The sequence below is a fragment of the Nocardia bhagyanarayanae genome (assembly GCF_006716565.1).
GTDB classification, from domain to species: domain Bacteria; phylum Actinomycetota; class Actinomycetes; order Mycobacteriales; family Mycobacteriaceae; genus Nocardia; species Nocardia bhagyanarayanae.
In genome coordinates this window covers 4,507,601-4,533,215 of record NZ_VFPG01000001.1, presented here as the reverse complement: position 1 = coordinate 4,533,215, position 25,615 = coordinate 4,507,601, and the positions used below count along the sequence as shown (strand labels likewise).

Here is a 25,615-nt window from a genome sequence, read left to right as displayed (position 1 = left end):
CTACCGTCCGAAGCTCGGGATCAATGCAATTCGAGCGTGCAGCACTTGATCCCGCCGCCCGCCTTCAGCAACTCCGAGACGTCCACCGGAACCGGAAGGTAGCCGCGGGCGCGGAGGGCGGCGGCGAGGTCGGTCGCGTGCGGGCTGAGGAAGACGTGATACCCGTCGGACACCCCGTTCAAGCCGAGGACCGCGGCGTCGGCGTCGGTCGCCTCGACCGCGTCCGGGAACAGGCCGGCGAGGATGGTGCGGCTGGTCTCGTCGAAGGCGGGCGGGTAGTAGGCGATGGTGGTGTCGTCGAGGACCATCAAGACGGTGTCCAGGTGGTAGAACCGCGGGTCCACCAATTCCAGTGACACGACCGGGATTCCGAAGTGCAGCTCGACCTCGCGGTGGGCCGCCGCGGAACTGCGGAAGCCGGTGCCCGCCAGGAACCGGCCGCCGATCAACGCGAAATCGCCCTCGCCTTCGTTGAGTTCCGCGGCCGCGGCGACGTCGGCGCCTCGTCCGGCGAACCAGCGGTGGAAGGCGGGACCCTCGGCGGCGCGTTCGGGATGGGTGAAGCGCGCGGACATGATCCGGTCGCCGACGGCCAGTCCGCTGTTGGCGGCGAACACCATGTCGGGCAGACCGGGTTCGCCGGGCACTACGTCGACGCGGTGACCGTAGCGCTCGAAGGTCGCGCGCAGAGCGTCCCACTGGGCGAGCGCCAGCGCGCGGTTCACCGGCGCGTCCGGGTTCATCCACGGGTTGATCGAGTACCGGACGTCGAAGTGGTCGGGTCGACACATCACGAACCGGCGCGGCACGGGTCGGCGTGCGGGGGCGGGCTCGGTGGTCTGGAGGGTAGCTACTGAGGTCATCGTGGCTCCCGGAGTGAGGCGCGGTGAATACGGCTGCCACGAAGGTAATGGGCCTACCATTGCGTGGGAAATGCTGAATCGTTGCGCAGATCCACCGTGAAACGGCGAATCATTGCGTCACGTAGGAAGAGCTGTGATGGACGATACCGACCGCCAGATCCTCGGCCACCTGCTGCGCTCGGCGCGCGCCTCCTTCCAGGAGATCGGGTCCGCGGTGGGTCTCTCCGCGCCCGCGGTCAAGCGCCGGGTGGACCGCATGGTCGCCAGCGGTCAGATCACCGGCTTCACGGCATTGGTGAATCCGGCGGCGCTGGGCTGGACGACCGAGGCCTACGTCGAGGTGTACTACCGCGACAACATCACCCCGGCCGAACTGCGCCGAAGCCTGGAGCCGATCCCGCAGGTGGTCGGCGTGTGGACGATCGCGGGCGAGGCCGACGCGCTGGTGCACGTGATGGCCACCGACATGGCCGAGATCGAGTCGACCGTGGAGCGAATCAGGGAGAACGCGCGCGTCGGACGTACCCGCAGCGCGATCGTCATGTCCCGCATCCTCGAACGACCACGCACCTGAGTCCTCCCGGTCATCACGGGGCTGTGGGCGGCCTCTGCCCGGCCGCGCCTTAGGGTGGACGCCATGTCCGACGTGCGCACCAGCTACCTCACCGACGGGGCCGAGATCTATCGGCAGTCGTTCGCGACGATCCGAGCCGAGGCGGATCTGAGCGCCTTCCCGCCGGATGTGGCGCGGGTGGTGGTGCGCATGATCCACGGCTGCGGACAGGTGGATCTCACCGAGGACATCGCCTTCTCCCCCGGTGTCGTCGCGGCGGCCAGGGCGGCGTTGCACGCGGGCGCGCCGATCCTCTGCGACGCGCAGATGGTCGCCTCCGGCGTCACCCGCAAGCGACTGCCCGCCGACAACGAGGTGATCTGCACCCTTGCCGACCCGCGCGTGCCGGAACTTGCCGCGGCACTGGGCAATACGCGTTCGGCGGCGGCGCTGGAGCTGTGGCGTGACCGGCTGGACGGCGCGGTCGTCGCCATCGGCAACGCGCCGACCGCGCTGTTCCACCTGCTGGACATGCTCGACGCGGGCGCCCCGCGCCCGGCCGCGATCCTCGGCATCCCCGTCGGCTTCGTCGGCGCCGCCGAGTCCAAGGACGCCTTGGCGGCGTACGGCGGCGTCGAATACCTGACGGTGCGCGGCAGGCGCGGCGGCAGCGCCATCACCGCGTCGGCACTGAACGCGATTGCGAGCGAAGCGGAATGACGACACCGGGCAAACTCTGGGGTATCGGACTCGGGCCGGGCGATCCCGAACTGGTGACCGTCAAGGCGGCGCGGATCATCGCGGCCGCCGACGTGATCGCGTTTCACAGCGCGCGGCACGGGCGTAGCATCTCGCGCGGCATCGCCGCGCCGTACATGCGGCCGGGCCAGCTCGAGGAGCACCTGGTCTACCCGGTGACGACGGAGACCACCGACCATCCCGGCGGCTATCAGGGCGCGATCGACGAGTTCTACGAACAGGCCGCCGAGCGGCTGGCCGCGCACCTGGCGGCGGGCCGCTCCGTCGCCCTGCTCGCCGCCGGTGATCCGCTGTTCTACAGCTCGTACATGCATATGCACCGCAGGCTGGCGGACCGCTTCGAGGCCGAGATCGTGCCCGGCATCACCTCGGTGAGCGCGGCGTCGGCGGCGCTCGGCACCCCGCTGGTGGAGGGCGAGCAAGTGCTGACGGTGCTGCCCGGCACCATGCCGACGGAGGAACTGACCCGCCGCCTGCGCGACACCGACGCCGCCGCGATCATGAAGCTCGGCCGCACGTATCCAGGTGTGCGGCAGGCACTCTCGGACGCGGGACGGCTCGACGACGCCTACTACGTGGAGCGGGCGAGCACCGACCGCGAGCAGGTGCGTACCGCCGCCGAGGTGAACGACGCCGACGTACCGTACTTCTCGATCACGCTGGTGCCGGGTCCGCCGCCGACCACGCCGCTGCCGAGGAGTTCCGCCGCGACGGCAGAAGCGCGCTCCGCTCGAGTGACGACCGCCTCGACCGACGTATCGACTTCGGTGAGCGCCTCCCGCTCGGCCGCCGAGGACGCCGCTGCGCTTCGGGCTCGAGCGGATTCGATGCCGGAGGGCGAATCCTCCGGTGCTCGACCCGCGCAGGCGGATTCGATTTCGGCGAGCGCGCCCTCCGATGGTTCACCCGCGCAAGCGGATTCGATCGGCGAGGTCGTGGTCGTCGGTCTCGGCCCCGGCTCACCGGACTGGACCACCCCCGAGGTGCGGGAGGCGCTGAACGCCGCCACCGATCTCGTCGGCTACACCACCTACATCGACCGCGTACCGCCGCGCCCGGGACAACACAGACACGCCAGCGACAATCGCGTGGAGTCCGAACGCGCCGCCATGGCCCTGGATCTGGCCAAGCGCGGCGCCAGGGTCGTGGTGGTCTCCTCCGGCGACCCCGGGGTGTTCGCGATGGCGGCGGCGGTGCTGGAGGAATCCGCCGACCCGCAGTGGCAGGACGTGCCGGTGCGGGTGCTGCCCGGCCTCACCGCGGCCAACGCCGTGGCCAGCCGGGTCGGCGCGCCGCTCGGCCACGACTACGCCATGATCTCGCTCTCCGACCGGCTCAAGCCGTGGGAGGTAGTGGCGCAACGCCTTTCGGCCGTGGCCGCGGCCGACATGGCGATCGCCATCTACAACCCGGCGTCCTCGCAACGCACCTGGCAGGTCGGCGCGATGCGCGATCTGCTGCTGGAGCATCGCAAGCCGGACACCCCGGTGGTGCTCGGCCGCGACGTCGGCGGACCCACCGAGTCGGTCCGGGTGGTGTCGCTCGTCGATCTCGACCCGGCCGACGTGGACATGCGCACCCTGCTGATCATCGGCGCGTCCACCACCGCGGCGGTCGATACCCCGACCGGCACTCGCGTCTACACCTCGCGGCGCTACCACCGTCGCTGACTCGCGCAGCCCTACCATGAGGCTTCTTCGCGAGGACGAAAGGAGACCGTTGTGCCGCGGCTGGTGGACCACGAGCAGCGCAGGCGGGAGATCACCGACGCCGCGCGGCGGGTCATCGCGCGGTGAGCGCCGACGCGGGTGACCGCTTCGCCAGGCGGTTCGCCGCACTCGGCGACCAGGCCGCACCGCGCGACGTCGTCTACGCGATGCTCGAGGAACTGCTGCCGATGAACGAGCAGCGGCGCCAGGACACCGTGGTGCTCGGCGCCTTCCAGGCCGCCATGCTCGCCGGGTCGGGCCTGTCCGCGGACGAAACCCTCGGCGGCACACAGTGGTTGATCGCCGCGGTCGCCGACCAGCTGCGCCGGGCGGGCGGCTCGGCCGACGCCGACCTCGACGCCACCGTCATCGTGTTCGCCGCCGCCGCGCTCACGCAGAGTATGGTGGCCGGCGTTCACACCAACGAGGCGGCGACCGAACTGCTCGCGCACCTGCTCCGGCGTATACCCGGGCCGGACGCCGCGCGACGAAGCGATTGAGAACCCGAACGCGGACAGCGCGGTTGTTCCGCTAACATTCCACTATGGAACGTCGAGAAGGGAGCGGCCGATGGCGACGACCCGGCGCAAACCGCTGAATTCGACAGCCGCCTCGCTGCTCGGTTTCCTGCACGAGGGGCCGATGTCCGGCTGGGACCTGGTGGCGCTCGCCCAGGACCGGATCGGCGATTTCTGGACGATCACCCAGAGCCAGGTGTATCGCGAGCTGGCCGCGATGGACGCCGCCGGGCTGGTCGCCAAGGGCGAGACCGGGGCGCGCGAGCGCACGCCCTACCGGATCACCGACGCGGGCCGCGAGGCGTTCCTCGAATGGGTCACCCGCGATCCCGGCGCGGAGACGATCCGGGTGCCGCTGCTGCTCACCATGTCGTTCGGCGACCACGTCGACCCCGAGCACCTCGATCGGATCATCGCAGCCAACCGCGAGGTGCACCAGCGCCGCCTCGATCGCTACCTGAAGGACGAGTGCGACAGCCTGCGGCCGCACCAGCGGGCCACGCTGGAGTTCGGCATCGGCTACGAGCGCGCGGTGCTCGCCTGGTTCGATCGGCTGCCCGAGCTGCTCAGGCGCTGATCAGCGGACCCCGGATTCCTTGGCTCGCAACCATTCCCACGCCTCGGACACCGTTTCGACGACCTCCGCTCCGGCGGGCAGTGGCGGCCGGTCGACCATCAGCACGGGCAGATCGGCCGCCCGCGCGGCGGCCAGTTTGGCGTAGGTGCGGTCGCCGCCGCTGTCCTTGGTGACCAGCACATCGATGCGGTGCCGAGCCAGCAGCCGGGATTCCTCGTCCACGGTGAAAGGCCCGCGGGCGAGCAGCACTTCGTGATTCGGGGGCAGCTCGGTTTCCGGCGGGTCGATGGCGCGGATCAGGAACCACTGTTCGGTGAGTCCGGCGAACGCGCCGACGCCCTGCCTGCCGATGGTGAGGAATACTCGCTCGCCCAGTTCCGGGAGCGCGTGCGCCGCGGCCGCGAGATCGGGCACGCGAATCCATCGATCGCCCGGCGCCTCGGTCCAGCCCGGCCGCCGCACATGCACCAGCGGCACGCCCGAGCCCCGCACGGCCGCGGCGGCGTTCGCGGTGATCGTGCCCGCGAACGGGTGTGTGGCGTCGACGATGACGTCGATACCGTTGGCTCCCAGCCACTCACGCAAACCCGCGACGCCGCCGAAGCCGCCGATCCTGACCGATCCCTCCGGCAACCGAGGGTCGCGAACACGACCGGCGAGCGAGGAGACGATCTCGAATCCTCGCTCGCCGGAAGCGATGTGGGCCAGTTCCCGCGCTTCGGCGGTGCCGCCCAGGATCAGCGTTCTCAGGGCTGACCGCTGAAGTACGCGATGCCCGCGTTCAGCAGCGAGGGGCCGCCCGCGACGAGCAGGCCGATCACGCCGCCGATGATGGCGCCGGGAATGACGCCGACCACGAGACCGAGCAGACCGATCAGGCCGCCGATCACGGCGCCGACCGCCGCGCCGAGCGAGGCGCGCTGCAGTTCGGCGAAGAACCACTCCTGGGCGCCGATGTCCTGCACGGCGACCACGTCGGCCTTCGGGGTCAGGGTGAGCGACTTGCCGTCGGCGTCGATCGCGGCGGCGATCTCCACCGGCGCGCCGTTGCTGGCCTCCCGCGCGGCGAGCGGGATGGTCGTGACGACCTCGCCCGCGTCGTTCTTCAGCGTGACGGCCTTACCGTCCGCGTCCAGGGTGAACGCGCCGCCCGTCACGGTGGTGACGATGGACTTGCCCGCGTCGGCCAGCCGCGCGGTGTAGCCGACGCCCTGGTCCTCGCCCTGCGCCGCGAGCGCGGTCTGTTCCTGGGCGGCCGGGGGTTCGGCCGGTGCGGCGTAGGTGGTGCCCGCGGTGACACCGGTGGCGGCAACGGCCAGAAGAGCGGTGGCGGCGAACTTCTTGTACTTCATCTATCTCCCCATGGAATCGGTTTTCCGATAACGAGTGGATCTCGCGCCCGACCCTACCCGCTGACACGCGCGTGTTTCACCCTCACAGCGAGGATTTCAGGGTGAACCCTGATCCGATTTGACGACTGTCCACTGCGCGACGGGCAGCTGAGGACGCCACGCCGTGAAGCCGCCGAGCGGCTCGGCCCGATAGATCTGGAACTTTCGCAGCTCACCGCCCCGCGCGGCGGCCATGGCGACCAGCAGCGCTTCCGATTCGGCGGTGACGGCGTTCGCGACCAGCCTGCCGCCCTGGCGCAGATGGGCGAAGCATGTCTCGAGCAGGCCAGGCTGGGTCACCCCGCCGCCGACGAAAACAGCGTCGGGCGAAGGCATTTCGTGCTCGGCGGCCAGCTCGGTGAGCACCTCGCCGCGCACTCGAACGTGCGGCACACCGAGTGCGCTGGCGTTGGCGGTGATCTGCTCCCTGCGTCGCTCCAGCCGCTCGAAAGTCACCGCGCGACAGGCGGGATGCGTGCGGCACCATTCGATGGCGATGCTGCCCGAGCCGCCGCCGACGTCCCACAGCAATTCACCCGGTGCGGGGGCGAGCGCGGCCAGGGTCAACGCCCGCACCTCGGCCTTGGTCAGCTGGCCGTCACCGCCGTAGACGGTGTCGGGCAGACCGGGCAGGCGGGTGACGCGGGTGAAGTCCGGATCGGCGACGCAGTCGACGGCGACGACGTTCAGCGGGTCGCCCGCGTCGAGATCCCAGAATGCCGCGGTGGCGGTGCGCAGGCGTTCCGACGGCCCGCCGAGCTGCTCGAGCACCGTGAGGGTCGATCGACCGAATCCGTTGTCCGCCAAGAGTGTCGCGAGCCGCGCCGGTGTGGTTTCGTCAGCGCTGAGCACCAGCAGTCGCCTGCCGTCGACCAAGTCGGGCAGGACCACCGCCAGGGGGCGGCCCACCGCGCTGACGACCGGCGTCTCGGCCAGCGCCCAGCCGAGGCGCGCGCAGGCCAGCGACGCGGAGGACGGTTGCGGCAGCACCCGCAGGGACGCGGGCCCGAACAGCCTGGCCAGCGTGACGCCGATGCCGTAGAACATCGGGTCGCCGCTGGCGAGCACACAGATTCGGTGCGCGACGTGCTCGGCGAGCAACCCGGGCAGCGCGGGGAGCAGCGGCGAGGGCCACGTGCGCCGTCGGCCGCCGAGATCGCTTGGCAGAAGCGCCAATTGCCGCTCGGAACCGAAGATCACCTCGGCCGCGGCGACCGCTTCCCGCGCCGCGGCGCCGAGGCCGTCCCATCCGTCGGCTCCGATTCCGATCACCGCGATCGGGGAGCCTTGCCAGGCGCCGGTCACCGCGCGCTCATCGAGGCATCCGGCGCCAGAGGAATCCCGGAACCATGCGCGCCACGACAGCGGCCGGGCCGAGGGCGCGGGGCACCCAGATCTTGCCCGCTCGGCGGCGCAGGCCGCCGACGACGGCGTCCGCCACCTGGCCGGGAGTGCTCGACAGCGGCGCGGGGTCCATGCCCTCGGTCATCCTGCCGATGACGAAACCCGGGCGAACGAGCAGCAGATGGACGCCGCTGCCGTGCAGGGCGTCGGCGAGGCCGCTGGCGAATCCGTCCAACCCCGCCTTGGCCGAGCCGTACACGTAGTTGGCGCGGCGCACACGCGCGCCTGCGATGGAACTGAAGACGACGATCTGGCCGTGCCCTTGGGCGCGAAGCAGATTCGCGAGGGTGGTGAGCACGCTGACCTGAGCGACGTAGTCGGTGTGCACGACGGCGACGGCGTGCTCGGGCTCGCGCTCGGCGCGGGCCTGGTCGCCGAGGATGCCGAAGGCCAGTACGGCGACGCCGATGGGTCCGTGTTCGGCGGCGATCTTCTCCAGCAGTGCGGCGTGGCCGGCGGTGTCGTCGGCGTCGAACTCCACCGCGTGCACGGCCGACGCTCCCGCCTGTTCGACGGTCGCGATCTGCGCCGCCAAGTCCGCACTACGCCGCGCCGCGAGGATCACCACCCGGCCGGGCGCCAGGCGCTCGGCGATCTCGAGCCCCATTTCGCTGCGTCCGCCGAGTACCAGTACCGAACCCTCGGCGATCCCTCGCTTTCCCATGCGCTCAGTCTGTCATCCCGGTTCGCCACTGCTCCGATCCCCTCGCGCCGCGAAAACGCCCGCACCCTGGCGACCGCCGCCGAACGCAGGGTCTACGGTCGAGGGATGCCGACCACCACCGCGCCGCTCTCGCCCGCCGCCCTCGACTTCGTCGCCGAACGCCATCTCGCGACACTGACCACGTTGCGCGCCGACGGCACGCCGCACGTGGTCGCGGTGGGCTTCACCTGGGACGCGGAGGCGGGAATCGCGCGGATCATCACCAACGACGGGTCGGTGAAGGTGCGCAATGTGCGCCGATCCGGATACGCGGCGGTCAGCCAGGTGGACGGCATCCGGTGGCTGACACTGGAGGGACCCGCGAAGGTGCTCGACGACCCGGACAGCGTCGCCGACGCGGTCGAACGCTACGCGGGCCGCTACCGGGTGCCGCGGGAGAATCCGACGCGCGTGGTGATCGCGATCGAGGTGCGCCGCGTCCTCTCGTCGAGCACGCTGCGCTGACAACGCCTTTCGTCCGTCACAGCACGGTCAGGCCGTGCGGGCGGGCGTTCATGGACTCGCAACCCTCGGGCGTGACAACGACGATGTCCTCGATGCGGGCGCCCCACTCGCCGCGGAAGTAGATGCCCGGTTCGATGCTGAAGGCCATGCCCGGCTGCAGGACCAGGTCGTTGCCCGCGACGATGTAGGGCTCCTCGTGCACGGACAGGCCGATGCCGTGACCGGTCCGGTGCACGAACGCCTCGCCGAAACCCGCCTCCGTCAACAGGTTCCGCGCGGCGGCGTCGACCGAGGCGGCGGTGACGCCGGGACGGACGGCGGCGACGGCCGCGGCTTGGGCGCGTTCGAGCTCGGCGTAGCGCGCGGCGATCTCGGGGCTCGGCTCGCCGAGCACGTAGGTGCGGGTGCAGTCGGAGTAGTAACCGGGCTCGACGGGGCCGCCGATGTCGACGACCACCACGTCGCCCTGCTCGATCCGCCGGTCGGACACCCCGTGGTGCGGGTCGGCGCCGTGCGGTCCGCTGCCGACGATGACGAACGCGGCCTCGGTGTGGCCTTCCGCCACGATCGCCGCGGCGATGTCGGCGCCGACCTCGGCCTCGGTGCGTCCGGCCTGGAGGAACTCGCCCATCCTCGCGTGCACCCGGTCGATCGCGGCGCCCGCCCTGCGCAGCGCGTCGATCTCGGCGTCGTCCTTGCGCATGCGCAGTTCCCGCAGCACCGGCGTCGCCGAGACCGGCAGGCCACTGAACGAGACCGCGAGCGGCAGCAGGTGCAGCGCGGGCATCGCGTCGGCGACCGCGACCCGGGAACCGACGTGCAGCGTCGACTTCACCACCTGATACGGGTCGACGCCGTCGACCCAGTCCAGCACCTGCAGGCCCAGCTCCCCCGCCGCCGACCCGGCCAGCGAGGCGAGTTCCAGCTTGGGAATGATCACCGACGGCGTCGCGCCGTCGGCCGGGATCACCAGGCAGGTCAACCGCTCGAAGGATTCGGCCGCCGAACCGATCAGATAGCGCAGGTCCGGCCCCGGCGTGATGAGCAGGGCGTCGAGGTGCGCCGCGCGCATCGACTCCACCGCCCGCTCGAGCCGGTCTCCGTAGACATCCGCCGCGAACCTGGACTCCGTGTGCCCACTCATACCGATCGACGTTACCCGTCCTCGGCTCGGAGCGAACCCGAACACCTGGCGGTCCCAGGGCACGGCTCGGATCGGGGCCAGCCTGTCGGAGCGGGCGGGTAGCCTCAGCGCGTGACCTCTGCTGCGACATCAGGCCCGCTGCTGCTGCTCGACGGGGCCAGCCTGTGGTTCCGCGCGTTCTACGCGATTCCGGACAAGATCACCGCGCCGGACGGGCGTTCGGTGAACGCGCTGCGCGGCTTCACCGACATGGTCGCGTCGTTGATCACCAAGCACGCGCCGAGCAGGCTGGTCGTGTGCCTCGACCTGGACTGGCGACCGCGGTTCCGCGTCGACCTGGTGCCGTCCTACAAGACGCACCGGCTCGACACCTCGGCCGAGGCCGCGCCGGGCGCGGAGGAAGTGCCCGATCGGCTGACCCCGCAGGTCGAGATGATTCTCGAGCTTCTCGACGCGGCCGGGATCGCGACCGGCGGCGCGGCGGGTCTGGAGGCCGACGACGTGCTCGGCACGCTGGCGAGCCGGGAGCGCACCGACGAGGTGATCGTGGTCAGCGGCGATCGGGACCTGTTGCAGCTGGTTCGCGACGAGCCGGCGCCGACCGTGCGGGTGCTCTACGCCGGACGCGGGCTGGCCAAGGCCGAGCTCTTCGGTCCCGCCGAGGTGTCCGCGAAGTACGGCGTGCCGGTGCGCAACGCCGGACCCGCCTACGCCGACCTCGCCACGTTGCGCGGTGACGCCTCCGACGGCTTGCCGGGTGTCGCGGGCATCGGCGAGAAGTCCGCGGCGACGCTCATCTCCCGCTTCGGTTCGCTCGACGCGCTCGTCGCCGCCGTGGACGATCCGGATTCCGAGCTGGCCCCCGGCGTGCGCGGGAAACTGCGCGCGGCGGAGGACTACTTGAAGGCGGCCGCTCCCGTAGTGCGCGTCGTCTGCGACGCCGACGTCGACCTGTCGCGCCCGGACACGCTGCCCACCGCACCGGCCGACCCCGACCGCCTCCGAGAACTCGCGATCGCCTACAACGCGGAAAGCCCGGTCACCCGGCTCACCGCCGCGCTTGCCTCGCGTTCCTGAGCCCCCGCGACGGCATTCGGCGCGAATTTGCATCGACTGCAATCATGCAGCGTTCGCGTAGGTGCGCCTGCCGCAGAGGCGGACGCCGTCCACCAGCCATGGGGACGCCTCAGCGCTGAAACAGCAACGAGCCCACGAACATCCGTTCGTGGGCTCGGTTCGGTCCCCGCCCCGCCGGACGTCCGTGCCGTAGCACGGGCCGTCCGGCCCGGGATCACGCTCAGCTCGGGCGGCCGACCTCGTAGGTGCCGTCGTCCTTGGTGATCTTGATGTTGACCTTCTTCTGCTCGCCGCTCACCTTGAGGGTGCACTCGAAGGTGGCGTCCACCTCGACCTTCTGGCCCGACGGGCAGGAGACGTCGGTGACGTCCTGGATGCCGTAGGAATCCGTGAGCACCTTCTTGACGCCGTCCTGCACGGCGGCCTGGTCGAGCTTGTCCGTGGAGGTGAGCACCAGCACGAGCGCGACGACCGCGCCGATCACCAGCACGCCCAGCGCGGCGAGACCGATGATCAGACCCTTCTTGCCGCCACCACCGCCGCTCTGCTGCGGCTGCTGCTGACCCTGGCCCCACTGCTGCTGGGGCTGCTGACCCCACTGCTGCTGCGGCTGCTGTTGCTGGCCCCAATCCTGTTGCTGCGGCTGACCCCACTGCTGCTGCGGCTGACCGGGCGTCTGGCCCCACTGCTGCTGCGGCTGCTGGGGCTGTTGGGGCTGGCCCCACTGCTGCTGCGGCTGGCCGGGAGTCTGGCCCCACTGCTGCTGCGGCTGGTTCTGATCGCCCCAGTGCTGGGTGGGCTGCGCCTGCGACGGAGTCTGCTGGCCACCCCAGTGCTGGGTCGGTCCGGCGCCGCCGGGCGCCTGCTGTCCGCCCCACTGCTGGGTGGGATCGTTGCGTCCCTCCCCGGGGTCGTTCGGTCCGTACGGGCCGCTCATCTGCTTGCCTCCACTCGCATCGTTATTCACACGGTAGCCCCCCGCCGGCGACTCGTCGTACTCATTCCTCAGCCTCGCTAGCGCTCAGCTGAGGAACACGCGACTCCTCCGCCACGGTCGGTACGCGAAAGAAATCAAATCACAATCGAATCCGCTACGCGGCGTCCACTGCCACGACACCCCGCCGGATCGCCCGGACGGCCTTCGCCGCCGTCCCCGCGATCTCGGGGTCGTCGGCCGTGCCGTGGATCTGGTCGAGCAGGTCGATCACCTGTCTGCACCACCGGACGAAATCCCCCGCGGACAGCGGCGTGCCCTGGTCGCCGCTGGCCAGCAACGACTCGGCCAATCCATCGCCGCGCGCCCATTTGTAGACGCCGGTGACGAATCCCAGATCGGGTTCCCTGGTCGGCGGCAGCTTGTGCCGCGCCTCGTCGGAACGCAGCTCGCTCCACACGCCGATGGTCGAGGCGACCGCGCGCCGGATCGGCGCCGTGGGACCCGTCGCGCCGAGAATGCCGCCGCCCTCCTGGCGAGATTCGTAGACCAGCGTGGAGACCACGCCGGCCAGTTCGGCCGGACCGAGGCCGCGCCAGAGGCCGTGCCGCAGGCATTCGGCGACCAGCAGATCGCTTTCCGCGTAGATGCGAGCCAGCCTGCGCCCGTCCGCGGTGACCTCGCCGTCGCGCACGAACCCGCGCTCCTCCAGCAGACCCACGATGCGATCGAAGGTGCGCGCCAGCGAGTTGGTGGTGGCGGCAACCTTCTGGCGCATGCTCTCGGTCTCGCGAAGCAGCCGGTTGTAGCGCTCGCCGATCCGGCTCATCTGCTCGCGATCCTGCCTGGTGTGGGCGGGATGGGCGCGCAGGCTACGGCGCAGCGTGGCCAGTTCGCGGTCGTCGGCCGCCTCCGAGCGCTTGCCGCGGCGCGAACGACCGGGCGCGCTGATGCCGGTGCTGCGCAGCGCCGAGGCGAGGTCGCTGCGGGCGCGGGCGGTGCGATGGTCGACGCGCCGGGGCAGCCGCATGTGGCCGAGCGGCTCCGCGGGCACCGGGAAGTCGGCGACCGAGACACGGCCCGCCCACTTGTCCGCGGTGAGCACGAGCGGACGCGGATCGTTCGGGGTGGTGTCCGGTTCGAGAATGACCGCCAGACCAGCGCGGCGGCCGGACGGAATCGCCACCACGTCGCCGCGGCGCAGTGCCGTCAACGCGCTGACCGCCGCGCCGCGCCGGTCGGTGCGGCTCTGCTGAGCCAGCTGACGTTCCCGCTGCTTGATCCGCTCACGCAGCGAGATGTATTCCAGGAAGCCACTTTCCGCGCCGCCGAGCTGGTCGCGCAGCTTGCGCAGCGCGCCCTCGTTGCGCTCGATGCCGCGCACCAGCCCGACCACCGAGCGGTCGGCCTGGAACTGCGCGAAGGAACGCTCCAGCAGGGCGCGCGATTCGTCGGCGCCCATCCGATCGATCAGGTTGATCGACATGTTGTAGCCGGGCCGGAAGGAGCTGCGCAGCGGATAGGTGCGGGTGGACGCCAGACCCGCCACCGCGCTGGTGTCGACTTCCGGCTGCCAGAGCACCACCGCGTGGCCCTCGATGTCGATGCCGCGGCGGCCCGCGCGACCGGTCAGCTGCGTGTACTCACCGGGCGTCAGCTCGGCGTGCGTCTCGCCGTTGAACTTGACCAGACGCTCCAGCACCACGGTGCGCGCAGGCATGTTGATGCCGAGCGCGAGCGTTTCGGTGGCGAACACGGCCCGGACCAGCCCGCGCACGAACAGGTCTTCCACGGTGTGCCGGAACGCGGGCAGCATGCCCGCGTGGTGGGCGGCCAGCCCGCGGTGCAGCGCCTCGCGCCACTCCCAGTAGCCGAGCACCTCGAGATCGGGCTTCGGCAGATCGCCGGTGTGCTTCTCGATGATCGCGTCGATCTCGGCGGCCTCGCCCTCCCGGCTCAGATCCAGCCGCGAGCGCAGGCACTGGGCCAGCGCGCCGTCGCAGCCCGCGCGGCTGAAGATGAAGGTGATCGCGGGCAGCAGGCCCTCCTCGTCGAGGCGGGCGAGTACCTCGGGGCGGGGCAGCGGACGGAAGTCGCGGCGCATGCCGCCGCGTCCGCGCGGCACACCCCAGTTGTTCATCCGGTCCGCGGACTCGCGATGACGGATGTAGCGCACCAGGTCCTCGTCGACGAGCACCTTCTGCTCGCTGGACTTGGTGTCGAACAGGTCGAACATCCGCTTGCCCACCATGACGTGCTGCCACAGCGGCACCGGGCGCGTCTCGTCCACCACCACCGAGGTGTCGCCGCGCACGGTCTCCATCCAGGCGCCGAATTCCTCGGCATTGCTGACCGTGGCCGACAGGCTGACCAGCCGCACGTCGGAAGGCAGGTGCAGGATGACCTCCTCCCACACCGCGCCGCGGAACCGGTCGGCCAGGTAGTGCACCTCGTCCATCACCACGTACGACAGCCCGCGCAGCGCGTCCGAGGACGCGTAGAGCATGTTGCGCAGCACCTCGGTGGTCATCACCACCACGGGCGCGTCCGGGTTGATCGACTGGTCGCCGGTGAGCAGGCCGACGCTGTCGCGCCCGTATCGCTCGGTGAGGTCGGCGAACTTCTGGTTCGACAGCGCCTTGATCGGTGTGGTGTAGAAGCATTTGCCGCCGGACGCCAGCGCCAAGTGGACGGCGAACTCGCCGACCACGGTTTTGCCCGCGCCGGTCGGCGCGCACACCAGGACGCCGTGGCCCTCCTCGAGCGCATGGCAAGCATCACGCTGGAAGGGATCGAGGGTGAATTTCAGCTCGGCGGAGAACCTGGCCAGCTCGGTGCGGGACCGGTGATCTGTCACCGTTCAGAGGGTATCGGAGTAGTCCGACACCGGTCGCGTGGATTTCGCCGACGGATCCATGATCGACTCGGCCGCGCCGATCGGCTCCGGCGCGGCGATCGAGGAGGCCTCATCGTCGGCCAACGCGGCGAGCGCGTCCTTGCGCGCCTTGCGCTTGTCGTTGAGCCTGGCGATCTGCACGGCGAACTCGAAGAGCACCGTCAGCGCGCAGGCGAGCGCCAGCATCGAGAACGGGTCCTGCGGCGTGACGACGGCCGCGAAGACGAACAGGCCGAAGATGATCCCGCGCCGCCACGCCTTGAGCTTCTCGTAGGTGAGCACGCCCACCAGGTTCAGGCCGATGATCAGCAGCGGCGTCTCGAAGCTGACCCCGAAGATGATCAGCAACTGGATGATGAAGCCGAAGTATTGCGAACCGCTCAACGCGGTGATCTGCACGTTGTCGCCGATGGTGAGCAGGAAGCTCAACGCGTGCGCCACCACGACGTAGGCGAGCACGGCGCCGAGGGCGAACAGCACGGTGCCGGAGGTGACGAAGCCGACCGCGACCTTGCGTTCCTTCGCGTACAGGCCCGGGGTGATGAACGCCCAGATCTGGTAGAGCCAGATCGGCGCGGCCAGCACGACGCCCGCGGTGAAACCGACCTTCAACCGGAGCATGAACTGCTCGAACGGCGCGGTCGCCAGCAAGCGGCACGTCCCGTCGGGCGTCAGCGCGGCCCTGGATTCGGGCGGCAGCGAACAATACGGTCCGCGCAGGATCTCGCCGAGGCTCTCGAGGCCGAGGAACGAATGCGAGTACCAGAGGAAGCCGATCACGGTGGTCAGCAGCACCGCGAAGATCGACTTCAGCAACCGGCTGCGCAGTTCCTGCAGGTGCTCGACCAACGACATGGTGCCGTCGGGATTCGTCCTGCGCCTGCTGCGCCGGGGATCGAACGGGATTCGCATATCTGTGGTTGCCCCTGTGCTCGAGTGCCGCGCCTGGCGCGGCGGTATCGCGTCCGTGTGGTGTCAGGGACCGACGAACGCCTTCACGGACCGCCGAACAGCACTGACCGGGGTGAGACCGTACTCACCCCGGCGGGAACATTCGACTCAGACCGACTTCGTCTCGGTCTGTGGCGTGGTCGCCTGGTTCGAGGGCTGCGCGGGCGGCAGCTGCTGCGCCGGCTGTTGAGCGGGCGCGGCGCCCGCGGCGGGGCTCGCCTCGTTCTGCATCTGGCTGACCTCGCTCTTGAAGATGCGCAAGGACCGGCCGAGGCCGCGCGCGGCGTCCGGCAGCCGCTTCGCACCGAACAACACCACGAACAGCAGCGCGATGATCAGCAGGTGCGACCAGCTGAACGTGCCTGACATCTGTACCTCCCAAGACTGTGGTAGCTCCGATGCTACCGGACCTCACGACACCCGAACTCCCCCGACTTCGCCCGTTTGCCGTACGTTCAACCACTACTTTTGCTATACGGACGGTTCGGCCGCGGCCGCGGCGCGCAGTTGCGCGAGCAACTCCTGGCCCGTCCAGCTCCGCCGATCACCCTGCTCGGCGGCGACGATGAGCTCGATGAGCCGCTGGTTGACCGGCGTCGGCGCACCGACCATCGCGCCGAGCCCGACGATTTCGCCGCAGAGCCAAGAGATTTCGGTCTTGCGGCCGGCCGCGAGGTCGTCGGCCATCGAGGACCGCGCCACCGGGTCGATGGCGAGCACCTGACCCGCCACCCGGCGGAACACCGGGTCGGGCACGGTCAGCAGCCGGGTCATCAGCTCGGGCGGCAGCGGGGTGAGCCGGGCCGGGCGGATTCGCGCCTTGTTCATCGCGGCGAGCGCCTCGCGCTGGGCGAGCGCCAGGCAGCGGCGGTAGTCGCGGTCGGCGAGTTCCTCGCGCAACGGGCGGCCGGACAGCGCGTTGATCGGGTTGTTCAGATTGAGCAGCAGCTTGGCCCACTGCACGGGCCGCAGGTCCGAGTGGCGGCGCAGCGGCAGCCCGGCCCGCTCGAAGAGCGCGACGTAGTCGGCCAGCGCCGGGTCGTCCTGCACCGCGAGCCCGCCCTCGGTGCCCCGGTGGAAGCGACCTTCGGGGTGGTGCACGACGTTGAACATCACCATCCCGGCGAGCACAACGCAGGTGGGCAGGATCTCCCGGATCACCGTGTCGTTGCCGATACCGTTCTGCAAACTGAGCACTACCGTGCCCGGACGGATCTTGCCGGTGAGCTCGCGCACCGCGGCGGCGGTCGCACCGGATTTCACCGCGACGAGCACCAGATCGGCCGAGCCGACATCCTCCGGGCCGGTCGCGAGCGAGAGCCGGTCCGGGGAGACGAGCACCTCGCCGCCGTCGAGGTCGGTCAGGCGCAGGCCCGCGGCGCCGACCTCGTCGAGCAACCACTGCCTGCCGACGAAAGTGACGTCCGCACCAGCCGCCGCCAGCTTTCCGCCGACGAAGACGCCGATGCTGCCCGCGCCGAGCACCATGACTCGCCGCGGCATGTTGTCGAGCTCCGTCACCTCACTCCAATTCCTCTAGCCCCGCGTCGCGGTACGCGGCGAGCGCCGCGTTGGATCGCTCGCGCACCGCGGCGATCAACTCCGGCGGACCGAGCACCGTGACGCCCGATCCGAAGCCGAGCAGCAGCCGCGCCATCCAGTCCAGGGTGGCGAAACGCATGGTCGCCTCCAGGCTGCCGTCCGGGTGCACGGCCAGCCGGTGCATCGGGTACTGGTCGAGCACCCAGCCGTAGTCGCCGCGGATGCGCAGCCGCGCCAGCGGGACCGCGGGGTCGTCCTGGAACAGGTCGAGCGAGGCGGCCGCCTCGGTGGCGGCGTGGCTCGGCGGCCGGGCGGGTTCGGTGAGTTCGGTGGCGGCTTCGATCCGGTCGAAGCGGAACAGCCGCACGCCCTCGGCCTCCCGGCACCACGCCTGCAGGTAGCTGTTGTCGTCGACGAGCACGATCCGGATCGGATCGACGACACGCTCGGAGACCACGTCGCGGCTGGCCGAGTAGTAGATGATGCGCAACGCGTGCTGGCGGGCCAGGCCCGAACGCACGGTCGCCACCGCGGGCGCCTCCACCGGCGTCACCCGCGCGTCGTCGGCGGTCCGCGGCGCGCCGCCGGAGATGGCGGATTCGATCTTGGCGATGGCCGCGTGCGCGGCGGTGGGGTCCACCATGCCGGGCATGTCCACGATCGAGCGCAGGGCGACCAGCAGCGCGGTGGCCTCGGTGGAGGTCAGCCGCAGCGGCCGGTCGATGCCCGCGGAGAAGGTGACCTCGATGCTCTCCTCGGAGAACGACAGATCGATGAGATCGCCAGGCCCGTAGCCGGGCAGGCCGCACATCCACAGCTGGTTCAGGTCGCTCATCAGCTGTTTCGTCGTGACGCCGAGGTCGGCGGCGGCGTCCGCCGCGCTGATGCCGGGGTTGGCGATGAAGTACGGGATCATGTTGAGCAGCCGGGAAAGCCGCACGGAGAGGCGACTGGTCGTCACGCCCGCACCTCCGTCGTGTCGAACACCGAGCGCAGCCGGGCGACCACGTCGGCCCGCAGGTCGTCGGGGCCGAGCACGAGAGCGTCCGGGCCGAGGCCGGTGATGAGCCTCGCCAGCCAGTCGCGCGAGCGGATCGGTACCTCGACCACCATGCCGCCGCGCCTGCCGACGGCGCGTTCCTCGACGACCTGACCCAGCCTGCGGATCTCCTGGCCGCGACCGTCGGCGATCCACACCGTGGCCGAGCCGGTGACCGGCGCGCTGCTGGTGACCCGCGCGACGATCTCGCGCAGGTCGACGTCCTCGGGCTTGTGCACCGCGTTGACCGGGCCGTACGGCGTCACGTCGTCGCCGATGCGGGAGAGGCGGAAGCTGCGCACCGCGTCGCGGTCGCGGTCGTGGCCGACCAGGTACCAGCGCCCGTGGTGGGTCACCACGCCCCACGGTTCGACATCGCGCATGAGATAGGGCGCGTTGACCGCGCCGCGATGCTCGAAGCGCACGGCCTGCCCGGCGTCGACGGCCGCGAGCAGCTTGCCGAGCACCGGCTCCGAGCCTCGGGTGCGTGCGGGCACGGCGGGCACCGAGGCGACGGCCGAGTCCGTTTCGACATGGATGCCCGCGGCCCGCAGCTTCAGCAGGGCGCCTTCGGCAGCCGCCGCCAGCTCGGGGGACTCCCACATCTGCACCGCGACCGCGACCGCGGCGGCCTCCTCGTCGCTCAGATCGATGTCGGGCAGCTCGTAGGCGTCGCGGTTGATCCGGTACCCCTCCAGCGTCGAGTACCGGTTCACCGGCCCGACTTCCAGCGGAATTCCCAGGTCGCGAAGCTCGTTCTTGTCCCGCTCGAACATGCGACTGAACGCCTCGTCGCTGGCCGAGTCCTCGTAGCCCGCGACGCTTTCCCTGATCCGCTCCGCGCTCAAGAACTGCCGGGTCGACAGCAGCGCGATGACCAGATTCATCAGCCGCTCGACCTTGGATATCGCCACCCGTAAGAGGGTAATCGCCACCGCGGATTCATCGCGCGGCGGCGCGCGATTACTCAGCGCGGCGGCGCGCGTACTCAGCGCGGCGGCGCGCGACAACTCAGCGCGGCGGCGACAATGGTCCGGTGATCGTTGCCTTCTCCGTGACCCCGCTCGGCACGGGCGTCGATGTCGGCCCCGCGGTGGCCGAGGCGGTGCGCGTCGTCCGGGCCAGCGGACTGCCGAACCGCACCGACGCCATGTTCACCACGCTCGAGGGCGAATGGGACGAGGTGATGCGCGTGGTCAAGGACGCCACCGACGCGATCCTCGCCGTCGCCCCTCGCTGCAGTCTCGTGTTGAAAGCCGACATCCGCCCCGGCGTCACCGACGCGATGACCGCCAAGGTGGAGTCGGTCGAGCGCTACCTCGCCGAGAACTGACCGCCGCTCGAAGTCTTCGCGCCGGCGCGGCGCCGTTCACTCCTCCGGGAAGCGGGTCTGCTGGTAGCAGGTCATACGCCAGCCGTCCGAGGTGCGGGCGTAGACGCTGGACATGACGCCGCGGAAGGCGGGGTCGGTGCCCTCGCGGTAGGCGATGCCGACGTACACCAGTGCGGTGGCGTCGGAGCCGACGCGCACCAGGCGCGGATTCTGGATCTCGTAGGTCCGCCATGGTGGGGCGTGGCGCAGCGATTCGACGACGCCGTCGCGGTCGAGCACCATGCCGTTGGCCAGGATCATCAGCGCGTCGTCGGTCATGAGCGCGCCGTAGAAGTCGGCGCCGGTACTCGCGCACAGCGCGTCCCAGCCGCGGCTCTCGAGGTCGAGCAATTCGTCGAGCACATCCGTGTCGGTCATTGCTCCACAGTAGGCGCGGGATGGGCGGAGGAGGCCGAGCTGACGCGCGGCTTTCGTCCTGCCCATCCAGGCCCGGCTACATCGAGGCGATCAACCGGTCGACGCGCTCGTCGACCGAGCGGAACGGGTCCTTGCACAGCACGGTCCGCTGCGCCTGGTCGTTCAGCTTGAGGTGCACCCAGTCGACCGTGAAGTCGCGACCGGCCTCCTGAGCGGCGGTGATGAAATCGCCGCGCAGCTTGGCGCGAGTCGTCTGCGGCGGGGTGTCGACCGCAGCGTCCACCGCGTCGTCCTCGGTCACGCGCTTGGCCAGACCCTTGCGCTGCAGCAGGTCGAAGACGCCGCGGCCGCGCTTGATGTCGTGGTAGGCCAGGTCCAGCTGGGCGATCTTGGGATCGGACAGCTCCATGTTGTAGCGGTCCTGGTAGCGCTGGAACAGCTTGCGCTTGATCACCCAGTCGATCTCGGTGTCCACCTTGGCGAAGTCCTGCGCCTCGACCGCGTCCAGCGTCCGGCCCCAGAGGTCGACGACCTGGTCGATCTGCGGATCGCGGTCCCGGTTGCGCAGGTGCTCGACGGCGCGGGCGTAGTACTCGCGCTGGATGTCGAGCGCGCTGGCCTGCCGACCGCCGGCCAGCCGCACGGGACGGCGGCCGGTGAGATCGTGGCTGACCTCGCGGATGGCGCGGATCGGGTTGTCCAGCGCGAAATCGCGGAACGAGACGCCCGCCTCGATCATCTCCAGGACCAGCGCGGCCGTGCCGACCTTGAGCATGGTCGTGGTCTCGGACATGTTCGAGTCGCCGACGATCACGTGCAGGCGCCGGTACTTCTCGGCGTCGGCGTGCGGCTCGTCGCGGGTGTTGATGATCGGGCGCGACCGGGTGGTCGCCGAGGAGACGCCCTCCCAGATGTGCTCGGCCCGCTGCGACAGGCAGAAGGTGGCCGCCTTCGGCGTCTGCAGCACCTTGCCCGCTCCGCAGATCAGCTGCCTGGTCACCAGGAACGGCAGCAGCACGTCGGAAATACGGGAGAACTCGCCGGCGCGAACCACGAGGAAGTTCTCGTGACAGCCGTAGGAGTTGCCCGCGGAGTCGGTGTTGTTCTTGAACAGGTAGATGTCGCCGCCGATGCCCTCTTCGGCCAAGCGTTGCTCGGCATCGATCAGCAACTCCTCGAGCACCCGCTCGCCCGCCCTGTCATGGGTGACCAACTGGTGCAGACTGTCGCATTCGGCCGTGGCGTACTCCGGATGCGAGCCGACGTCGAGATACAGCCGAGCGCCGTTGCGAAGGAACACGTTAGAGCTACGGCCCCAGGACACCACCCGGCGGAACAGGTACCGGGCTACCTCGTCGGGGGACAGCCGACGGTGACCGTGGAAGGTGCATGTCACACCGAACTCGGTCTCGATCCCCATGATTCGTCGCTGCACACCATCGACATTACAGCCATGTCAGGTAGTCGCGTGGCGCTGCGGACAACACGGACGCATACGTCTTCACAACGATTCGGCACCGTATGCCCGGCGCACTCGGCCGGTCAGACGCGGATTTCGCGCCGACGGCCACGGCGAAACCCCTGCGCCGAGCGGACGGAGAGCGCACAGATTCGTCGGCTCGATCGCCGCGCCACGACAGATCTTTCGACGGGCCGCTACCGGAGGCCCGGCCGCTGGATCTTTGCGCGGCAGGATCGCGGCGCCCGGAAGCAAGCGAAAGGCCCGCGTGGGATCGCCGTCGAGGCGGTCCCACGCGGGCCCTGGTCTTCGACTACTCCGAGTCCGGCGATTCCTCGGGAAGCTCCACCACGGTGGTGGTCTTCGCCGCGCCCGCCGGCTGAAGCAGCTTCTCCAGCGCGGTGTCGGAGATCCGGCGGAACGCCCGCCGCGGCCGCGACTGCTCCAGCGTGGCGACCTCGAGGGAGCTCACGCCGAGCGCTCGCTTCTCCTTGTCGGCGCCCTCCGGAATCCCGGCCTGCAGCGCCTTGACCGCGACGTCGATCGCGGCGGCCAGGTCGAGACCCGGCCGGTAGGACCCCTTCAGCGCGGAGACAATGGGCTCGGTCGTGCCGCCCATCACCACGTATTCGCGCTCGTCCACGATCGAGCCGTCGAAGGTGATCCTGTACAGCACCGACTGCGGCGCCTGCTCCGGATACCCCACCTCCGCCACGCAGAGCTCCACCTCGTACGGCTTGAGCTGATCGGTGAAGATCGTGCCGAGTGCCTGGGCGTAGGCGTTGGCCAGCGCCCTGCCCGTCACGTCCCGCCGGTCGAACTGGTAGCCGCGCAGGTCGGCCTGCAGGATGCCGCCGCGGCGCAGGTTCTCGAACTCGTTGTACTTGCCGACGGCCGCGAACCCGACGCGGTCGTACAGCTCACTCACCTTGTGCAGCGTCGCGGAGGGGTTCTCCGCCACGAACAGCACACCCTTGTCGTACGCCAGAACGATGACACTGCGACCACGAGCGATGCCTTTGCGCGCGAGCTCGGTCTTGTCGCGCATGATCTGCTCGGCCGACGCGTAGTACGGCAGTGTCATGCGTTGGCGCTCCCTTCCTGTGCCGCCGCGCGGTCGGCGACGATGCCGCGGGCGATCTCCTCGACACGCTCCTCGGGCACCTCCACGGCACCGTCCTCATCGATCGTGACGATCGTCGGGTAGATGCCGCGCGCCAGATCCGGTCCGCCGGTCGCGGTGTCGTCGTCGGAGGCGTCGAACAGCGCCTCGACCGCGATGCGCAACGCCCGGTTCGCGTCGATTCCCTTGGCGTACAACTTCTTCAGCGACGTCTTGGCGAACATCGAACCGGAACCGACTGCGGTGTAACCGAATCGCTCCTCGCTGCGACCGCCGACCACGTCGTAGGACACGATGCGGCCGACCCGGTCCTCGTCGGTGGCCTGCTGGTCGTACCCGACCAGCACCGGCACCACCGCCAGACCCTGCAGCGCGGCGGGGAGGTTGTCGCGCACCATCTTCGACAGCTTGTTGGCCTTGCCGTCGAAGGTGAGCGGAACGCCTTCGATCTTCTCGTAGTACTCCAGCTCCACCGCGAAAAGGCGCACCATCTCGACGGCCATACCCGCGGTGCCCGCGATGCCCGCCGCCGAGTAGGTGTCGGTGATGTACACCTTCTCCATATCCCTGCTCGCCACCAGGTTTCCCTGGGTGGCGCGCCGGTCGCCGGCGATCAGCACGCCGCCGCGGTAGGTCACCGCGACGATGGTGGTGCCGTGCGGGGCGACGTCCTTCGCGACGGCGCCACCGGAGTTTCCGGTGGCGCCATCGATCGCGGCGAATCTGTTGCCGGGCAACAGCTCCGGTGCGTGTGCGCGCAGGTGTTCGGTGAACGAGGAGAGGGCGTACCCCGGGTGGAGACGCATGGGGTCACCTGCTGTCACTGGCCGCCCTTCTGCACATAGGCGCGGACGAAGTCTTCCGCGTTCTCCTCGAGCACGTCATCGATCTCGTCGAGCAGGTCGTCGGTATCCTCCGCCAGCTTCTCGCGACGCTCCTGACCGGCCGCGTCGACGCCGTCGGGACCCTCGTCCTCGTCGCCGCCCCCGGTGCGCTTGGTCTGCTCTTGTGCCATGGCAGCCGACCTCCTCTGTCCTCATCATGACCGGACCCAAAGTATGAGCACGGTTCCGATCATGAGCAATGTGCGTGCTCGTACAACAACACTACCCAGCCGAACCGACACGATGTCGGATCTGTGCCCAATTCGCCGCGCGGACAGCGCCCGAATCGGGACCCGACGACGCCGTTTACGTCGTGAGTTGCTGGACCAGTTCGGCGGCGGTGTCCACGCCGTCGAGCAGCTTGCCGACATGCGATTTGGTGCCGCGGCGCGGTTCCAGGGTCGGGATGCGCACCAGCGAATCGCCGCCCAGATCGAAGATCACCGAGTCCCAGCTCGCCGCGGCGATGTCCGCGCCGAAACGGCGCAGGCATTCGCCGCGGAAGTAGGCGCGGGTGTCGGTGGGCGGCTTGGTCATCGCGTCGAGCACCTGCTGTTCGGAGACCAGCCGCTTCATCGAGCCGCGCGCCACCAGCCGGTTGTACAGACCCTTGTCCAGGCGCACGTCGGAGTACTGCAGGTCCATCAGGTGCAGCTTCGGCGCGGCCCAGCTCAGGCCCTCGCGCTGGCGCATGCCCTCGAGCAGGCGCAGTTTGGCGGGCCAGTCGAGCAGGTTCGCGCATTCCATCGGGTCGCGCTCGAGCAGGTCGAGGACCATCGCCCAGTTGTCCAGGATGTCCTGCACGCGGGCGTCCTCGTTGCCCTCGCGGTCCATGAACTTGGCGACCCGCTCGTGGTAGAGCCGCTGTAGCGCCAAGCCGGTCAGCTCGCGGCCGTCGGCCAGCGCGACGGTGGCGCGCAGGCTCGGGTCGTGGCTGATCTGGTGCACGGCGGTGACCGGGCGGGCCAGCTGCAGATCGGACAGGTCCTCGCCGGCCTCGATCAGGTCGAGCACCAGCGCGGTGGTGCCGACCTTGAGGTAGGTCGACATCTCGGCCAGGTTCGCGTCGCCGATGATGACGTGCAGCCTGCGGTACTTGTCGGCGTCGGCGTGCGGCTCGTCGCGGGTGTTGATGATGCCGCGCTTGAGCGTGGTCTCCAGTCCGACCTCGACCTCGATGTAGTCGGAGCGCTGGGACAGCTGGAATCCCGGGTGGTCGCCGGACTGGCCGATGCCGACCCGGCCGGAACCGCAGATCACCTGGCGCGAGACGAAGAAGGGCGTCAGCCCGACGATGATCTGGTTGAACGGGGTGTCCCGGTTCATCAGGTAGTTCTCGTGGGTGCCGTACGAGGCGCCCTTGCCGTCGACGTTGTTCTTGTACAGCTGCAGCCGCGGTGCACCGGGCACGCTCGAGGCGTGCCGTGCGGCGGCCTCCATCACCCGCTCGCCCGCCTTGTCCCAGATCACCGCGTCCAGCGGGTCGGTGACCTCGGGCGCGGAGTACTCCGGGTGCGCGTGGTCGACGTAGAGCCGCGCGCCGTTGGTGAGGATCATGTTCGCCGCGCCGACCTCGTCGGCGTCGATCACCGGCGCCGGTCCGTTCATCCGGCTCAGGTCGAAACCGCGGGCGTCGCGCAGCGGCGACTCCACCTCGTAGTCCCAGCGCGTCCGCTTGGCCCGCGGCACGCCTTCGGCCGCCGCGTAGGCGAGGACCGCCTGGGTAGAGGTGAGGATCGGGTTGGCCGACGGCTCGGTGGGGGTGGAAATGCCGTATTCGACCTCGATACCGATGATGCGCTGCATACCTCGAGCCTAGGCGACACCGGCCAATGTCATACCGAGGGTGGTACTTCCGGAGGATCACGTTCCCC

The 25,615-nt window shown here is 70.0% G+C and carries 27 protein-coding genes; 8 read left to right on the top strand and 19 right to left on the bottom strand.

Annotated features, from left to right (window positions below):
* Positions 1 to 20: 20 nt before the first annotated feature.
* Complete coding sequence (gene ddaH, locus FB390_RS19535; protein WP_185757092.1) at positions 21 to 863, bottom strand: dimethylargininase; 843 nt, start codon at positions 861 to 863, stop codon at positions 21 to 23.
* Positions 864 to 999: 136 nt separating this feature from the next.
* On the opposite strand from ddaH, the gene FB390_RS19530 reads away from it, so the two are divergent.
* The 5 genes from FB390_RS19530 (at position 1,000) to FB390_RS19510 (ending at position 4,979) form a co-directional block, all read left to right on the top strand.
* Positions 1,000 to 1,437 (top strand): Lrp/AsnC family transcriptional regulator, encoded by a 438-nt coding sequence (locus FB390_RS19530; RefSeq protein ID WP_141810223.1) that lies wholly within the window; start codon positions 1,000 to 1,002, stop codon positions 1,435 to 1,437.
* A gap of 63 nt (positions 1,438 to 1,500) precedes the next feature.
* Entirely contained in the window at positions 1,501 to 2,136 is a 636-nt protein-coding gene (locus tag FB390_RS19525; RefSeq protein ID WP_141810222.1) for a precorrin-8X methylmutase, read from the top strand.
* Complete coding sequence (locus FB390_RS19520; RefSeq protein WP_141810221.1) at positions 2,133 to 3,845, top strand: precorrin-2 C(20)-methyltransferase; 1,713 nt, start codon at positions 2,133 to 2,135, stop codon at positions 3,843 to 3,845. The genes FB390_RS19525 and FB390_RS19520 overlap by 4 nt, the downstream gene beginning before the upstream one ends.
* Before the next feature lie 122 nt (positions 3,846 to 3,967).
* Positions 3,968 to 4,384, top strand: a complete 417-nt coding sequence (locus FB390_RS19515) for a hypothetical protein (protein WP_141810220.1) — start codon at positions 3,968 to 3,970, stop codon at positions 4,382 to 4,384.
* Between the two features lie 70 nt (positions 4,385 to 4,454).
* Positions 4,455 to 4,979 (top strand): PadR family transcriptional regulator, encoded by a 525-nt coding sequence (locus FB390_RS19510; RefSeq protein ID WP_141810219.1) that lies wholly within the window; start codon positions 4,455 to 4,457, stop codon positions 4,977 to 4,979.
* On the opposite strand, the gene FB390_RS19505 is transcribed toward FB390_RS19510, so the two are convergent.
* The 4 genes from FB390_RS19505 to dprE2 all read right to left on the bottom strand — a co-directional run bounded on the left by FB390_RS19505 (position 4,980) and on the right by dprE2 (position 8,438).
* On the bottom strand, positions 4,980 to 5,729 hold the full coding sequence (locus tag FB390_RS19505) for a cobalt-precorrin-6A reductase (protein WP_141811895.1): 750 nt from the start codon (positions 5,727 to 5,729) through the stop codon (positions 4,980 to 4,982).
* Positions 5,726 to 6,331: a DUF8020 domain-containing protein gene (locus FB390_RS19500; protein ID WP_141810218.1), complete on the bottom strand. Its 606-nt coding sequence runs from the start codon at positions 6,329 to 6,331 to the stop codon at positions 5,726 to 5,728. The genes FB390_RS19505 and FB390_RS19500 overlap by 4 nt, the downstream gene beginning before the upstream one ends.
* A 96-nt stretch (positions 6,332 to 6,427) precedes the next feature.
* A complete protein-coding gene (cbiE, locus tag FB390_RS19495) occupies positions 6,428 to 7,675 on the bottom strand; it encodes a precorrin-6y C5,15-methyltransferase (decarboxylating) subunit CbiE (protein WP_141810217.1) in 1,248 nt (415 codons plus the stop codon).
* A gap of 7 nt (positions 7,676 to 7,682) precedes the next feature.
* Positions 7,683 to 8,438, bottom strand: a complete 756-nt coding sequence (gene dprE2 / locus FB390_RS19490; RefSeq protein WP_141810216.1) for a decaprenylphospho-beta-D-erythro-pentofuranosid-2-ulose 2-reductase — start codon at positions 8,436 to 8,438, stop codon at positions 7,683 to 7,685.
* Positions 8,439 to 8,543: 105 nt separating this feature from the next.
* On the opposite strand from dprE2, the gene FB390_RS19485 reads away from it, so the two are divergent.
* A complete protein-coding gene (locus FB390_RS19485; protein ID WP_141810215.1) occupies positions 8,544 to 8,942 on the top strand; it encodes a PPOX class F420-dependent oxidoreductase in 399 nt (132 codons plus the stop codon).
* A gap of 16 nt (positions 8,943 to 8,958) precedes the next feature.
* Here FB390_RS19485 and FB390_RS19480 read toward each other — a convergent pair whose 3' ends face one another.
* The gene (locus FB390_RS19480) at positions 8,959 to 10,086 is read right to left on the bottom strand and encodes a M24 family metallopeptidase (RefSeq protein WP_141810214.1); all 1,128 of its coding nucleotides are present in this window, start codon (positions 10,084 to 10,086) and stop codon (positions 8,959 to 8,961) included.
* 111 nt (positions 10,087 to 10,197) lie between these two features.
* Here FB390_RS19480 and FB390_RS19475 point away from each other — a divergent pair, with 111 nt between their 5' ends.
* On the top strand, positions 10,198 to 11,163 hold the full coding sequence (locus FB390_RS19475; RefSeq protein WP_141810213.1) for a 5'-3' exonuclease: 966 nt from the start codon (positions 10,198 to 10,200) through the stop codon (positions 11,161 to 11,163).
* Between the two features lie 220 nt (positions 11,164 to 11,383).
* On the opposite strand, the gene FB390_RS19470 is transcribed toward FB390_RS19475, so the two are convergent.
* The 7 genes from FB390_RS19470 to FB390_RS19440 form a co-directional block, all read right to left on the bottom strand.
* A complete protein-coding gene (locus FB390_RS19470; protein WP_141810212.1) occupies positions 11,384 to 12,100 on the bottom strand; it encodes a DUF4333 domain-containing protein in 717 nt (238 codons plus the stop codon).
* A 154-nt stretch (positions 12,101 to 12,254) separates the two neighbouring features.
* Positions 12,255 to 14,954, bottom strand: coding sequence for a DEAD/DEAH box helicase (locus tag FB390_RS19465; protein WP_141810211.1), 2,700 nt, complete (start codon positions 14,952 to 14,954; stop codon positions 12,255 to 12,257).
* A gap of 3 nt (positions 14,955 to 14,957) precedes the next feature.
* Complete coding sequence (tatC, locus tag FB390_RS19460) at positions 14,958 to 15,905, bottom strand: twin-arginine translocase subunit TatC (RefSeq protein ID WP_141810210.1); 948 nt, start codon at positions 15,903 to 15,905, stop codon at positions 14,958 to 14,960.
* A gap of 147 nt (positions 15,906 to 16,052) precedes the next feature.
* Complete coding sequence (gene tatA, locus FB390_RS19455) at positions 16,053 to 16,313, bottom strand: Sec-independent protein translocase subunit TatA (protein ID WP_141810209.1); 261 nt, start codon at positions 16,311 to 16,313, stop codon at positions 16,053 to 16,055.
* A 102-nt stretch (positions 16,314 to 16,415) separates the two neighbouring features.
* Complete coding sequence (locus FB390_RS19450; RefSeq protein ID WP_141811894.1) at positions 16,416 to 17,447, bottom strand: 2-dehydropantoate 2-reductase; 1,032 nt, start codon at positions 17,445 to 17,447, stop codon at positions 16,416 to 16,418.
* Positions 17,448 to 17,466: 19 nt separating this feature from the next.
* Positions 17,467 to 18,402, bottom strand: coding sequence for a helix-turn-helix transcriptional regulator (locus FB390_RS19445; protein ID WP_141811893.1), 936 nt, complete (start codon positions 18,400 to 18,402; stop codon positions 17,467 to 17,469).
* A 41-nt stretch (positions 18,403 to 18,443) separates the two neighbouring features.
* Positions 18,444 to 19,439, bottom strand: a complete 996-nt coding sequence (locus FB390_RS19440; protein ID WP_185757091.1) for a helix-turn-helix transcriptional regulator — start codon at positions 19,437 to 19,439, stop codon at positions 18,444 to 18,446.
* Between the two features lie 122 nt (positions 19,440 to 19,561).
* Between FB390_RS19440 and FB390_RS19435 the strand changes: the two genes are divergently transcribed.
* Positions 19,562 to 19,858 (top strand): MTH1187 family thiamine-binding protein, encoded by a 297-nt coding sequence (locus FB390_RS19435; RefSeq protein ID WP_067781213.1) that lies wholly within the window; start codon positions 19,562 to 19,564, stop codon positions 19,856 to 19,858.
* Positions 19,859 to 19,894: 36 nt separating this feature from the next.
* Here FB390_RS19435 and FB390_RS19430 read toward each other — a convergent pair whose 3' ends face one another.
* From FB390_RS19430 to dop, 6 genes are all read right to left on the bottom strand, one after another.
* Complete coding sequence (locus FB390_RS19430) at positions 19,895 to 20,275, bottom strand: nuclear transport factor 2 family protein (RefSeq protein WP_141810208.1); 381 nt, start codon at positions 20,273 to 20,275, stop codon at positions 19,895 to 19,897.
* Between the two features lie 76 nt (positions 20,276 to 20,351).
* Complete coding sequence (gene pafA / locus FB390_RS19425; protein ID WP_185757090.1) at positions 20,352 to 21,710, bottom strand: Pup--protein ligase; 1,359 nt, start codon at positions 21,708 to 21,710, stop codon at positions 20,352 to 20,354.
* Positions 21,711 to 22,047: 337 nt separating this feature from the next.
* Positions 22,048 to 22,818, bottom strand: a complete 771-nt coding sequence (gene prcA / locus FB390_RS19420) for a proteasome subunit alpha (protein WP_141810207.1) — start codon at positions 22,816 to 22,818, stop codon at positions 22,048 to 22,050.
* Positions 22,815 to 23,663, bottom strand: coding sequence for a proteasome subunit beta (gene prcB / locus FB390_RS19415; RefSeq protein WP_141810206.1), 849 nt, complete (start codon positions 23,661 to 23,663; stop codon positions 22,815 to 22,817). The genes prcA and prcB overlap by 4 nt, the downstream gene beginning before the upstream one ends.
* Before the next feature lie 14 nt (positions 23,664 to 23,677).
* Entirely contained in the window at positions 23,678 to 23,872 is a 195-nt protein-coding gene (locus FB390_RS19410; protein WP_067781199.1) for a ubiquitin-like protein Pup, read from the bottom strand.
* 175 nt (positions 23,873 to 24,047) lie between these two features.
* Positions 24,048 to 25,547 carry a depupylase/deamidase Dop gene (gene dop / locus FB390_RS19405; RefSeq protein ID WP_141810205.1) on the bottom strand — a complete coding sequence of 500 codons (1,500 nt, stop codon included), beginning with the start codon at positions 25,545 to 25,547 and terminating at the stop codon, positions 24,048 to 24,050.
* Between the last annotated feature and the right edge of the window lie 68 nt (positions 25,548 to 25,615).

Excerpts from the sequence above, each read along its gene's own strand:
- dprE2 (WP_141810216.1), bottom strand. The coding sequence starts at position 8,438 with ATGGGAAAGCGAGGGATCGCCGAGGGTTCGGTACTGGTACTCGGCGGA.
- FB390_RS19480 (WP_141810214.1), bottom strand. The coding sequence starts at position 10,086 with ATGAGTGGGCACACGGAGTCCAGGTTCGCGGCGGATGTCTACGGAGAC.
- FB390_RS19430 (WP_141810208.1), bottom strand. The coding sequence starts at position 20,275 with ATGACCGACACGGATGTGCTCGACGAATTGCTCGACCTCGAGAGCCGC.
- tatA (WP_141810209.1), bottom strand. The coding sequence starts at position 16,313 with ATGTCAGGCACGTTCAGCTGGTCGCACCTGCTGATCATCGCGCTGCTG.
- tatC (WP_141810210.1), bottom strand. The coding sequence starts at position 15,905 with ATGCGAATCCCGTTCGATCCCCGGCGCAGCAGGCGCAGGACGAATCCC.
- prcA (WP_141810207.1), bottom strand. The coding sequence starts at position 22,818 with ATGACACTGCCGTACTACGCGTCGGCCGAGCAGATCATGCGCGACAAG.
- FB390_RS19410 (WP_067781199.1), bottom strand. The coding sequence starts at position 23,872 with ATGGCACAAGAGCAGACCAAGCGCACCGGGGGCGGCGACGAGGACGAG.
- prcB (WP_141810206.1), bottom strand. The coding sequence starts at position 23,663 with ATGCGTCTCCACCCGGGGTACGCCCTCTCCTCGTTCACCGAACACCTG.
- FB390_RS19525 (WP_141810222.1), top strand. The coding sequence starts at position 1,501 with ATGTCCGACGTGCGCACCAGCTACCTCACCGACGGGGCCGAGATCTAT.
- ddaH (WP_185757092.1), bottom strand. The coding sequence starts at position 863 with ATGACCTCAGTAGCTACCCTCCAGACCACCGAGCCCGCCCCCGCACGC.
- dop (WP_141810205.1), bottom strand. The coding sequence starts at position 25,547 with ATGCAGCGCATCATCGGTATCGAGGTCGAATACGGCATTTCCACCCCC.
- FB390_RS19470 (WP_141810212.1), bottom strand. The coding sequence starts at position 12,100 with ATGAGCGGCCCGTACGGACCGAACGACCCCGGGGAGGGACGCAACGAT.
- FB390_RS19500 (WP_141810218.1), bottom strand. The coding sequence starts at position 6,331 with ATGAAGTACAAGAAGTTCGCCGCCACCGCTCTTCTGGCCGTTGCCGCC.
- FB390_RS19530 (WP_141810223.1), top strand. The coding sequence starts at position 1,000 with ATGGACGATACCGACCGCCAGATCCTCGGCCACCTGCTGCGCTCGGCG.
- FB390_RS19445 (WP_141811893.1), bottom strand. The coding sequence starts at position 18,402 with ATGATCCCGTACTTCATCGCCAACCCCGGCATCAGCGCGGCGGACGCC.
- FB390_RS19510 (WP_141810219.1), top strand. The coding sequence starts at position 4,455 with ATGGCGACGACCCGGCGCAAACCGCTGAATTCGACAGCCGCCTCGCTG.
- FB390_RS19485 (WP_141810215.1), top strand. The coding sequence starts at position 8,544 with ATGCCGACCACCACCGCGCCGCTCTCGCCCGCCGCCCTCGACTTCGTC.
- FB390_RS19450 (WP_141811894.1), bottom strand. The coding sequence starts at position 17,447 with ATGCCGCGGCGAGTCATGGTGCTCGGCGCGGGCAGCATCGGCGTCTTC.
- FB390_RS19520 (WP_141810221.1), top strand. The coding sequence starts at position 2,133 with ATGACGACACCGGGCAAACTCTGGGGTATCGGACTCGGGCCGGGCGAT.